Below are 1,695 nucleotides of genomic sequence, written 5' to 3'. Positions count from 1 at the left end.
GTGCTGCTGGCGCCGCGCGTCGCGGAAATGGCGAATGGCCGCCTGCGCGGCGACCACGACATGAACCCGGACGACTGGGAAGAGACGCCCGCCGTCTCGCTGCGCGCCGCCGCCGTGCTGGTGCCGATCGTCGAATATCCCGCCGGTCCGAACATCCTGCTGACGCGACGCTCGGACAATCTCGGCAATCACGCGGGCCAGGTCGCCTTTCCGGGCGGCAAGATGGAGCCCGGCGAGACGCCGGCCGAGGCCGCGCTGCGCGAGGCCGACGAGGAGGTCGGGCTCAAATCGTCCTTTGTCGAGGTGGCGGGCTATCTCGACAGCTACGAGACGGGCTCGGGCTTCCGCATTTTGCCGGTGGTCGGCTTCGTCAGGCCGGGCTTCACGCTTGAAATCCACGACGGCGAAGTGGCGGAAGTCTTCGAGGTGCCGCTCTCTTTTCTGATGAACCCGAAAAACCACGAGCGGCACAGCGCCACATGGCGTGGGAAAAGGCGCGAATATTACGCCATGCCCTATAATGGCCATTACATCTGGGGCGCGACCGCCGGGATGCTGAAGAACATGTACGACCGGATTTTCGCCGGCGACGAGATCGAGGGAGTGAAGTGAGATGAGTGCCGACAAGGAGCTTGCCAAGGCCTCCTGGCTGAACGAGACCGATACGCGCGCCGTCATGGCGGCGCTGCAAGCGGACGGTGGCAAGGCGCGGTTCGTCGGCGGCTCGGTCAGGAACGCGCTTCTCGGCGAACCCGTCCTCGACATCGATATTGCGACGAACGAAACGCCGGAGCGCGCGAGCGCGCTGCTGAGCGCGAAGGGTATCAAGGTCGTGCCGACCGGCATCGCCCATGGCACAGTGACGGCGGTGACGCCGACGCGGCATTTCGAGATCACCACGCTGCGCGTCGACGTGAAGTCGCATGGCCGCCATGCCGATGTGGCATTCACTGAAGACTGGCAGGCCGATGCCGAGCGTCGCGACTTCACGATGAATGCGCTTTACGCCGATGCCGATGGCACGGTTCACGATCCGCTGGGCGAAGGTCGCGCGGATCTGAAGGCACGCCGCGTCCGCTTCATCGGCGAGCCGGAGGCGCGCATCCGCGAGGATTATCTGCGCATTCTGCGCTTCTTCCGCATTCATGCCTGGTATGGAAAGGGCGAACCCGACGCGGCGGGGCTCAAGGCCTGCGCCGAACTGCGCGACGGCCTGCGCCAGCTCTCGGGCGAACGCGTCCGCGACGAATTGCTGAAGACGGCCGCCGCCGACAATGCAGGCACCGCCTTCCGCCAGATGGCCGCCGCCGGCATTCTTTCCGTGGTGCTGCCGGAAGCCTCGCGCCTCGACCGCTTCGAGAAGCTTGTCGACATCGAGGCGAACCAGCTCTTCACCAGCGACGCGGTTCTACGCCTCGCCTCCATGCTCGATCTCGACGAGCAGGGCGTCGCCGCGCTCGCCGAACGTCTGCGTCTTTCGAACAAGGATCGCGACCGGATTGCGAAGGCGCTCAATGACAGGACGAAAATCGTGTCCTATCTGTCGATGCGCGAGGTCCACCGGGCTCTCTACATCATGGGCGTCGGTCTCTTCAAGGACCGGGTCATGCTCGGCTGGGCGAACGACCGCAAGGGGCACAACAACTTCCAGTGGCGCGCGCTGCTCGCCATGGCCGATAGCTGGACGAAGCCGGA

2 protein-coding genes are annotated in these 1,695 nt (G+C 65.3%); both read left to right on the top strand.

Annotated elements, in window-relative coordinates; genetic code table 11:
• Positions 1-612, top strand: coding sequence for a CoA pyrophosphatase (locus VMR03_RS13040; protein WP_325405895.1), 612 nt, complete (start codon positions 1-3; stop codon positions 610-612).
• Position 613: 1 nt separating this feature from the next.
• A partial coding sequence (locus VMR03_RS13035) for a CCA tRNA nucleotidyltransferase (RefSeq protein ID WP_325405892.1) occupies positions 614-1,695 on the top strand: 1,082 nt, incomplete at its 3' end.

This window comes from Parvibaculum sp. (genome assembly GCF_035511255.1).
In the GTDB taxonomy this organism is placed as follows: domain Bacteria; phylum Pseudomonadota; class Alphaproteobacteria; order Parvibaculales; family Parvibaculaceae; genus Parvibaculum.
The sequence above is the reverse complement of the archived record's forward strand: the minus strand, read 5'-3'. Positions and strand labels throughout refer to the sequence as shown.